At 67.8% G+C, this 8692-nt stretch carries 8 protein-coding genes and 2 pseudogenes; 6 read left to right on the forward strand and 4 right to left on the reverse strand.

The genetic code is table 11. The features are described 5' to 3' along the window. Positions 1–378 precede the first annotated feature (378 nt). Both AB0L75_RS43430 and AB0L75_RS43435 read left to right on the forward strand, forming a co-directional pair. Positions 379–630 carry a hypothetical protein gene (locus AB0L75_RS43430; RefSeq protein ID WP_365191825.1) on the forward strand — a complete coding sequence of 84 codons (252 nt, stop codon included), beginning with the start codon at positions 379–381 and terminating at the stop codon, positions 628–630. Positions 631–657: 27 nt separating this feature from the next. After that, positions 658–982 (forward strand): annotated as a pseudogene (locus AB0L75_RS43435) (transposase); the annotation flags it as partial. A gap of 550 nt (positions 983–1532) precedes the next feature. Here AB0L75_RS43435 and AB0L75_RS43440 read toward each other — a convergent pair. After that, a complete protein-coding gene (locus tag AB0L75_RS43440; protein WP_365191826.1) occupies positions 1533–2918 on the reverse strand; it encodes a serine hydrolase domain-containing protein in 1386 nt (461 codons plus the stop codon). Between the two features lie 158 nt (positions 2919–3076). Between AB0L75_RS43440 and AB0L75_RS43445 the strand changes: the two genes are divergently transcribed. After that, positions 3077–3811 carry a TetR/AcrR family transcriptional regulator C-terminal domain-containing protein gene (locus AB0L75_RS43445; protein WP_365191827.1) on the forward strand — a complete coding sequence of 245 codons (735 nt, stop codon included), beginning with the start codon at positions 3077–3079 and terminating at the stop codon, positions 3809–3811. Between the two features lie 205 nt (positions 3812–4016). Here AB0L75_RS43445 and AB0L75_RS43450 read toward each other — a convergent pair whose 3' ends face one another. The 3 genes and pseudogenes from AB0L75_RS43450 to AB0L75_RS43460 form a co-directional block, all read right to left on the reverse strand. Beyond that, on the reverse strand, positions 4017–4544 hold the full coding sequence (locus tag AB0L75_RS43450) for a GNAT family N-acetyltransferase (protein ID WP_365191828.1): 528 nt from the start codon (positions 4542–4544) through the stop codon (positions 4017–4019). A gap of 87 nt (positions 4545–4631) precedes the next feature. Next, positions 4632–5489, reverse strand: coding sequence for a transposase (locus AB0L75_RS43455; RefSeq protein WP_365191831.1), 858 nt, complete (start codon positions 5487–5489; stop codon positions 4632–4634). Positions 5490–5884: 395 nt separating this feature from the next. Beyond that, positions 5885–6079, reverse strand: a pseudogene (locus AB0L75_RS43460) (ISL3 family transposase); the annotation flags it as partial. A 454-nt stretch (positions 6080–6533) separates the two neighbouring features. Here AB0L75_RS43460 and AB0L75_RS43465 point away from each other — a divergent pair. The 3 genes from AB0L75_RS43465 to AB0L75_RS43475 all read left to right on the forward strand — a co-directional run. Next, on the forward strand, positions 6534–6944 hold the full coding sequence (locus AB0L75_RS43465) for a hypothetical protein (protein ID WP_365191829.1): 411 nt from the start codon (positions 6534–6536) through the stop codon (positions 6942–6944). 355 nt (positions 6945–7299) lie between these two features. After that, entirely contained in the window at positions 7300–7851 is a 552-nt protein-coding gene (locus AB0L75_RS43470) for a GNAT family N-acetyltransferase (protein WP_365191830.1), read from the forward strand. Positions 7852–8327: 476 nt separating this feature from the next. After that, a partial coding sequence (locus tag AB0L75_RS43475; RefSeq protein ID WP_365191832.1) for a transposase family protein occupies positions 8328–8692 on the forward strand: 365 nt, incomplete at its 3' end.

The following is an 8692-nucleotide window of genomic DNA, read 5'->3' on the forward strand; positions in this document are numbered from 1 at the left end:
ACGACCGACTCAGCACCCTCATCAACACCAGACCACTGCCCCGCACAAACATGGATGCATTACCACACTGCAGATGAAAACGACCTCTCAGAACCGATCCTTAAACCCCTGATGATCTTGTTCGTGCGCCTCGTTGGACGGCGTGGTGCGCATCAAACCCTCCAGGCAGTGGGGTCTCAGTGGTGTCGCAGTGAGCTTTGCGGAGAGCATTCCGCTGCTCCACGCGCCGTGGTGGCGCGCCTTTCGGGTGTGGGACGGCGGGCGGATTCTGCCCGGTACCGGGCGGGCCGGAGTTCCCCTTTTACGGCCATGGGGCCATGCTCCGGCCTGGCAGGGGGTGGGCGTGGTGCCCAGTACGGAGAAGTCGGCAACGTCAGCGTGGGCCGGTACGAGCAGATCGTGGAGCGACTGCGCGAGGCAGCTGAGAAGTTGTCGAAGAGTTCGTTCATCATCGGCGACGGCGCGCTGGAAGTGGTCCCGATGCAGGAGCACGGCGGCCGGTCCGTGGGGGACGACCTGTTCGGGGTGTCGGCATGGCTGCAGCGGCTGTCGGAGGACATCGACGTTCCCTACAACACGATCAAGGAGTACCGGTGGGTGGCCAGCCGGTGGCCCGAGCGGCATCGGTGACCGGGGGTGGCCTTCAGCACCCTCCCGGGCAGGAAGCGACATCTTGTCGTGGACACCAAGGGCCCTGCCGCTGTTCGTGATGGTCACCCCGGCCGACGTGCACGACAGCGTCGCCGCCCGCGAAGTCCTCTTCCGCCTGCGGCTGATGCACCCCGAAATCACCATCGTCTGGGCCGACTCGGTCTACGCCGGCACGCTCGTCGACTGGGCCAAGTCCTTCCTCCACCTCACGGTCAAGACCGTGAGCAGGCCCAAAGACGCAAGAGGGTTCGTGGTCCTGCCACGCAGGTGGGTGGTGGAGAGGTCACTCGCGTGGCTGCTTCACGCCCGCCGGAACGCGCGAGACTACGAGACGCTGCCGGACAGCTGCGGGTGCTGGGCAAGGAGAAGAAGGCGCCCGGCTCGGGGAGGATGTGGCGTGCGGCGGTGCCCGCCGAGCAGCGGGCGCAGCAGAGCCGCAACACTCACCCCAGAACGGATCGAACAGCTCTCCGCCATCGGCATGTGCTGGGCGTAGCCGCTCGGTAGAAGCAGGGTGGGGCGTGGCAGGCTCTCCCTGTACCGCCCCGCCGTCAGCGGAAAGAGCGGCTGGCGACGAGGCGCGGCGCACCTCCCTGGATCTGAGCCGTGCTGCAGCGGGCTTGTACCTAGTGCTGCTCCGCAGAAGTTCGTGGAGGGGTGTTGATCAGGCGGCCGTGAGCGGGGTGCCCTGGTAGGCCCACCGGTAGGACTTGGCGGTCTCGTTGGAGAGGGCCTCCTGGCGAGTCCCGGTCAGGGTCGTGCCAAACGGGACGGCGACGAGTTCATGCCGTCGACCAGCGGGTCGCGCTGGTGGGCACCGAGCCGCCGACGCTCAAGCGGGTGCTGGAGGGCGCGGGGTAGCTGGCGCCGTCGACCGGGCGTCACGCGGAGGCGGCCGGCACCCGGTTGAAGACCCGCCCGGCCAGGTCGATCGCGACGACCGTGCCGTTCTCGTCGCGGCTGAAGAAGCCGCGCTGTCCTGTGAGGCCGCCCTCGGTGACGATGTACTCGTCCCCGTCGCCGGGGAGCAGGCCCATGGCGGCCGGCTCGTAGTCTGCGGGCATCTCGTCCTCGGAGGCCGCGCGGATCTCCGGCTTGATCGCGGCCGCGAGCGTCAGCCCGGTCCCGTCCGTGGCGATGGTGAGCGTCATGACGTCGATATCGTACTGGCCGACGATCTCCTGGGCGCGTGCCGCGTCATAAGGGATCGGCTCAGGGTCGCGGTCTACCACGCCGAGGTAGTTCTCCAGTGCCCAGCGGACGACGGCCTGGTTGAACGAGGTACCGTCCGGGCCGGCGTTGGCCACCGCGGCAATGGCGAAGTTCCGCTCGGGCACGATGAGGAACTCGGCGAACTGGCCGTTCGCCGACCCCCCGTGCCCGAACGTGCGAACGCCGTCCACGTCGCGCAGAAACCAGCAGATGCCGAAGGCGTCGCCGAGCGAGCTGGCCTGCAGCTCGACGGTCGGGACCTGCATCCGCCGCAGCACATCGGCGGGTAGCACCTGGGCACCGCTCTCCGCGCGGCCGTCGGCGAGGTGGAACCGGGCCCACCGAAGCAGGTCCGCCACCGTGGACTTCAGACCCCCGCCGGGGTTCTGGCAGCGGGGAACCTGCCACTCCTGCGCGACGGAGAGCGTGCCGTCCTCGCCGGGGTTGTGCCCCTCTGCGAACCGCCGGGCTCGGACGTCCTCGGGCGCGAAGAAGCTGCTGGACAGGCCCACGGGCTCGAGCACGAGGGAGGCGACTGCCTGCTCGTACGTCAGACCCGTGACCTTCTCCAGGATCCGCCCGACCAGATTGAACCCCGCCTGGCTGTAGGAGGCCCGGGTGCCGGGCGGCGCGATCTGCCTCAGCTCGGGGAACTTCGCCACGAACTCGGCCAGGGCGTCGTCCCCGTCACCGGTGTCGCTGAGGAGGTTCCACTCCAGCCCTGCGGTGTGGTTGAGCAGGTTCAGCACGGTGATCTCCGCAGCGGCCTGCTCGTCCGCGAGTTCGAGCTCGGGGACGTATCGGCGCACCGGTGCGTCCAGGTCGACCCGTCCGTCCGCGACCAGGCGCATCAGTGCGGTCGCCGTGAAGGGTTTGGTGGTCGAGCCGAGCTGGAACAGCGTGTGCTGGTCAACGGGCAGCGGGTTGTCGAGGCTGGTCACTCCGTGGGCGGCGAAGATCTCCTGGCCGTCCGCCCAGATGCCGACGGCGACGCCCGGTATGCCGAACTTGGCGGCCGTCGCCTGGACGACATCGGACAGTTTGTCGTGTGACATTTCCATTCCCCTGTTCGTGCTTCGCGTACGGCGCCGAGCCTGGTCGCGGCGGCCTCCCGGCAGCGACTTGCACTGCGTTCAAGTGGAACGTTAGGGCAGTACTTGAACACCGTGCAAGTCTTTTCTCGAACTGCGTTCAAGTCGGCTATGTTGGGTGCATGCCCCGCGACACGCTGACCCGCGAACAGATCGTCCAGGCCGCCGTCGAGCTACTGGACGCAGAAGGCATGGAAGGCCTGAACATGCGTGCGCTGGGCAGACGGCTGGGCGCCGCGGCCACCGCCGTCTACTGGCACGTGGGCAGCAAGGACGACCTCATCGCCCTGGCCGGCGACCAGGTGTGGAACGAGATCGCGCTGCCCGACCTGCACGGGTTGAGCGCGGGCGACTGGCGGTCGGCCGCCGCCGAAATGGCCAACGGCCTGCACGCGATGCTCACCCGCCACCCCTGGCTGGTGCAGGCCTTCGGCTCCCTGCTGATGTACGGGCCCGGCAAGGCCCGGCACGACGACCACAGCCTCGCCCTCTACGAGGCGGCGGGATTCACCGGCGCGCGGGCCGACCAGGCGGCGGCCGCCGTCTTCACCTTCGTGCTCGGCAACGCCGTCGGGTCGGCCGCGGTCGCCTCGCTCACCAGGAAGCTCGGCCGTGAGGGCGACAACGCCGAGGAGTCGATGCGCGAGGGCATGGCGAAGGCCCACGAGGTCGCGTTCCGTTTCCCTCGGCTGCGCTCGCGCCTCGAAACGGCCGCAGCCGACTACGGCGCGGCGCCGGACGACAGCTTCGCGTTCGGCCTGCACGCCATCCTCGACGGCCTGGAAGGTCGACGTGATGCTCCCGACAGCCTCGGTGGTGCGGCAGCGACAGAGCCAGGGAACCAGAGGCCTGCGTGACCGGACTCAACGGGACCGCCAAGCCCTACCGATGGACCTACCAGGGCACCCCGCTCAAGGCTGCCTGATCCCCCCACGAACTTCCGCGGAGCAAGATGGTGGTCGAGCAATCGTGGCGTGGCTGTGTACGTGAGTTGTGGTTCTAGCTCAACTTCTGTGACGCAGCCACTCTGAGTGACTCGCGTCTCAGCGACATGGTCGGGTCTCATACGATCTTGGATTGCGTCACCGGATCACAGGCCATGCGCACGTTGGGCAACTTGCCTCGCCACAGCTCACGCTCGCCCGTGAGCTTGAACCCGTGACGCTCGTAGAACTGGACTGCTCTCTCGTTGTACTCAGTCACCCACAAGTGCATAGGGTCATCGTCTGCCCATGCTAGGAACTCGCCCATCAGCCGACGGCCGGTACCCTGACCTTGGGCTTCGTCCAGCAGATACATCGGTCCGAGAGTGACCACCTCGTCCCGGCGGCCGCAGAGGACTCCGACGGTCTCCGCCCCGGAACGGACGACGCGGCAGAACAACAGCTCTGGGTGACGTATCGCCTCCTCGATGAACTGTTGCCACTGCCCAATACCCTCCGCGGTGACAACAGAGCCTCGTTGCTCAAGGATCCACGTCTCATCAACGCCAGCGTCTTCGTTCGGGTAGGTCTGGAGCCAGGCCCTGAGCAACATATGGCCCACGGATTCAGCATCGTTGGTGTCGGGCACTTCGATCTGGTGAACCATGGGGTCATTCTCAGGGTGCGACCGAGGTATCGCATGCCGATATGCCACTGCGAGCTATGTAGACACCGGAGCCCCCTGGATCACCTCCTACAGGACGCGCTTACGGAGGAGTTCGAATCCGGCACGGCCGAACATCTGGCGCTTGAGCATCTTGATGCGGTTGACATGTCCTTCGACGACGCCCGAGTTCCAGGGCAGAGTCAGGCCGGCGATGACGGCGTCGCGGTCGCGGTCGATGCCGGCAGCGAGGGTATGGAGACTGGGCAGGTCGTCCTTCCGGACGGCGGCGAGCCGGAGGATCCACCCGGCGACTGCCCGCGGGGTGGGCGGCTTGGCGGTCACCGGCCGCGGTGAGGTGCGCTTGTCGTGCAGGTAGGCGCGAACGCGCTGGTAGCTGCCCTTGTAGCCGAGCGGCACGATCTCCTCCCACAGCTTCCAGGCGTTGGTGCAGCCCTCGTTCCAGCGGTCGTCCAAGTAGGGCTTGTAGTCGTCGAGGACGGAAGGCCGGTTTTGCCACTGCCCGGTGAACAGTTCCTCCGGCGTCGCGGCGTCGGCAAACTGCTTGACGGTTCGCCAGGTCATTCCGAGCTGCCGCTGGACCGAGCGTTGGCTGTGTCCTGCTTTCAGCAGGGCGTGGATGGCGGCATGCCGGACCCGGGTCCGGTCGGCGAACCGGTGTCCTCGTGGCCAAGGCGAAACGGACGAGTCTGCGGCCGGGACGGCCTCGGGCTCGGGTTCAGGTGCTGCGGGTGTCAGGACACGCAGGCAGCGGCGGTGCTGGGCGACAGTCCGTTCGGCGGCCTCGCTCAGGTTGCGCCAAAGATGCCACCTGTCCGCGACATGCACCGCCTGCGGTGCCCCCGCCGCGGCGCCCTCTGCGAAGAAGGGTGCGCGGTCCCGGCAGACGACCTCGACGCCGGGCCGCTGGGCGAGCCAGGCTGCCAGACTGGACGCTTCCGGTCCGGGAGCAGATCGATCGGACGGCGGGTTTCGACGTCTACCAGGACTGTGCCGTAGTGGCGGCCCTTGCGGGTGGCGTACTCATCGACGCCGACCGCCCGCGGCGCGGCAACCTCCGGCTCGGGAAGCGCGTCGACCAGGCGCAAGACCGTGCTCCGGCTGACGGACACGCCGAGGACCGCGGCCAGCCGAGCGCCGGCCCGGCCTGCCAGGGCAAGTCCCACTGCGGCCAGAGCCGAGCGCAATCGCTCGGTGCTTTGGCCATACCTGCGGGTCAGACCAGATATCTGCTCCACGAAGGTCCGGCGCGAGCACGCCGTGTTCCGGCACCGGAACCGCCGAACCCGTAACTGGAGTACGACGCTTCGTCCGGCACTCGGTACGTCAGCGGGGAACCGCAGGTAGGAGCTGTGAACCCGGGTCGACCAAGCCCCGCACCCCGGGCAGGCGGCACCGACCGTCGTGCACTGCGCGTCAACGCGCACTTTCTCGATATTCACGTCTACCGACAGCACCGCGACGTCCGCGATCGACGGGAACAACAGCTCCTTCAGCCGGAGTACGACTTCTTCCACGACCCGGACTTTCAGGCCAACCGCATAGACAACGGCTCATTTTCGGGCGACTTCGGGAGCCACCCCAGGACGGTCAGCCGTCACTCAGAGTGCCGCGTCCAGGGTGGCGAGAAGGGCCGGCGAACGCTCGGCTTTGCGGATGCTCCTCGTGCGTCCAGCGTCTCGTCGCCCTTGAGCGTCTCCAGGATGTCCCGCCCAGCTCTCAACGGGGACAGCCAGGACTCCACATACGGCCAGACCCACCTGATACCGCGCCTCGTCCGGACCAGTCCAGGAAACCAGCGTGCCCCCTGTTCCACGCAGCGGAAGCGAGTGGGTGAGCCGCAATCGACGGTGGGCCCCGACGGGTGATGCCGCCCCGCGCCGAAACCCTCCGACCTGGCGTGTCGGTGACGGCGGGGGCCCGTCCTTGGTATGGCTGACGAGCTGGACCCCTGGCGGCGAAGGACGAGGGATGGAGTCGGTAGTGGCGATGGTCGGGCTGTTCTGGATCACCCCGGAAGCGATGTACCTGGGTTCCCCGCCGGCCGCCGACGGGCGCTGCGTCCGGCTGAACGCTGCGGGGCTGGAGGCCGTGGACCCCGAGCGCTCGCGCACCTGGACGTGGGAGGAACTGCGTGCGGTGACCGTCGAGGAGGTGCCGCGGCAGGGGATGGCAGGCCGGCTGTCGGGGATCGTGGACTCGCTGGTGATGTCCCTCGGAGGCGGCGAGGTCCCGCCCACGATGACGCTACGGCTGGAGACCCGGAACGGGCCGGAGCGGCTCCGGATCTACTCGGCAGCGGCCGGCGGCTACAGCGCCGAGGAGGAGGCGCTCTCCCAGGAGCTGCTCGGCCGGATCGCGGCAGGGCCGGCCGACCTGTGAGCCATGCAGGCATGGGGCCGCGAGCACGGCCTGGAAGGCACTCCCAAGGCGCGCGTGCGCGAAGAGCTGCTGCGGGCCTGGGCGCAGGTCTGAGGCCCGCCATACGGACTGATGGCATAAACGCGCAGTTGAGCCGAGTGACTCCCGAACTCATCGACATGGATCACGGCGCCCAGTGCCCAGCGACTCCCGAAGCCGCCGACAAACGAATCCCGCTCCCGCACACACAGCCAGAGGCGGAATGAAGCGATCTCGGCTCGATCTGGCCCACCTGCACCCCATCCGAAAGACCACGCTCCCGATCTGACACAAAATGCCTGATCACGCAGGGAGTGCGGGTGTTACCGTCCCTCCCATGGCTGAACTGATCGCTCCCACAAAACGGCTGCATTCCTCGTGGCTCACGGCGCGTGACGAGTGGCAGCCTGGTGCTCACCAGGACGGAGCTGGCCTGCGTCTGGTTGGTGACGATGACCTCGACAGCCCGGAAGGGTTCGCCTCATGGGTCCAGCGGCTGCGACAGCAATCGGACCGGTCGCTGCCTGTCGGGGAAGGACGCGTCCACGCCACCCACTGGTGGATCGTCGACGGTGAGACCTACCTCGGAGCCATCGACCTTCGGCACTATCTGAACGCCTTTCTGTTGGAAGGCGGCGGACATATCGGCTACAGCGTTCGGCCTTCTGCCAGGAGACGCGGACTGGCCGCGTGGGCGCTGGGAGCGGTTCTACTCAAGGCGCCGGCGGTCGGTCTGGACCGGGTCCTCCTCACCTGTGACGACGGCAACGTCGGCTCGGCGCGCACCATCGAAAGCAATGGTGGCGTCCTCGAAGATGTGCGCAGCACAGAAACCGGGGTCAAGCGCCGCTACTGGATCACTCTCGACGACGCTGGTCACAGCCACTGATTGATGGCCGCGACGAGGACGGTCGCCTCGTAGCGGACCGCGAGTTCGTCGTACCTCGTGGCCACGGCGCGGTGCCTTTCGAGGCGATTGATGCCGCACTCAACCGCGTGTCTCGCCTTGCAGTCCTCGGGGTCGAACTTCGGCGGACGGCCGCCGAGCGAGCCGCGCCTCTTCGCCAGCTTCGCTCTTATCGAGCGCCTTCCGAGCCGGCCAGGTACTGCAGGACACGGCGGCGGGCCGTCTGCACTGGGTTTCCGCCGTCTTCGCCGTCCGGGAGAGGTAGTAGTCGGGATGGCGGATGGTGGTGAGCGTCCTGCCGTCTGCCTGAAGGCGGTGCTCGGTGAAGCCATCCAGGGCACCGGCTGCGACGGGTGGGGACTCTAAATCGTTCGGCTCTGGCCCGTAGCCGGTGGTGACGTCGAGTAGCCATCCGTGATCACGATCTTGTGATCGACGTCAACTCCCTTGTGGAGACAGTGTTTTCCGGGCTGTCGGCGCTGGTCGTCGAGGACGTGACGGACGGCGGTGACGCGGTGGTGGTCACGGCCCGCACCCGGAAGGACGCGGTGCCGTGTCCGGTGTGCGGGACACCGACGGCGAAGGTGCATGGGTACCACGGTCGGACGCTGACGGACGTGCCGGTCGACGGCCGCCAAGTCGTCGTGCGCCTGCGCGTACGGCGGCTGGCCGGACGCGCGAGAGGGCATCCGGGCGCAGGGTCAGTTCTCGTGTGGCGGGGCGGCGGCGAGGAGTTCGTGCTTCACGTGCTCGTAGTCGGCCAGGGCTTGCGGGTCGTCGTGGTGATAGTCGATCCAGAATCCGGGGCGCTGCCAGCGGGCGT

This window comes from Streptomyces sp. NPDC052101 (genome assembly GCF_040680235.1).
Classification (GTDB): Bacteria; Actinomycetota; Actinomycetes; order Streptomycetales; family Streptomycetaceae; genus Streptomyces.

Excerpts from the sequence above, each read along its gene's own strand:
- AB0L75_RS43445 (WP_365191827.1), top strand. The coding sequence starts at position 3,077 with ATGCCCCGCGACACGCTGACCCGCGAACAGATCGTCCAGGCCGCCGTC.
- AB0L75_RS43450 (WP_365191828.1), bottom strand. The coding sequence starts at position 4,544 with ATGGTTCACCAGATCGAAGTGCCCGACACCAACGATGCTGAATCCGTG.
- AB0L75_RS43465 (WP_365191829.1), top strand. The coding sequence starts at position 6,534 with ATGGAGTCGGTAGTGGCGATGGTCGGGCTGTTCTGGATCACCCCGGAA.
- AB0L75_RS43440 (WP_365191826.1), bottom strand. The coding sequence starts at position 2,918 with ATGTCACACGACAAACTGTCCGATGTCGTCCAGGCGACGGCCGCCAAG.
- AB0L75_RS43470 (WP_365191830.1), top strand. The coding sequence starts at position 7,300 with ATGGCTGAACTGATCGCTCCCACAAAACGGCTGCATTCCTCGTGGCTC.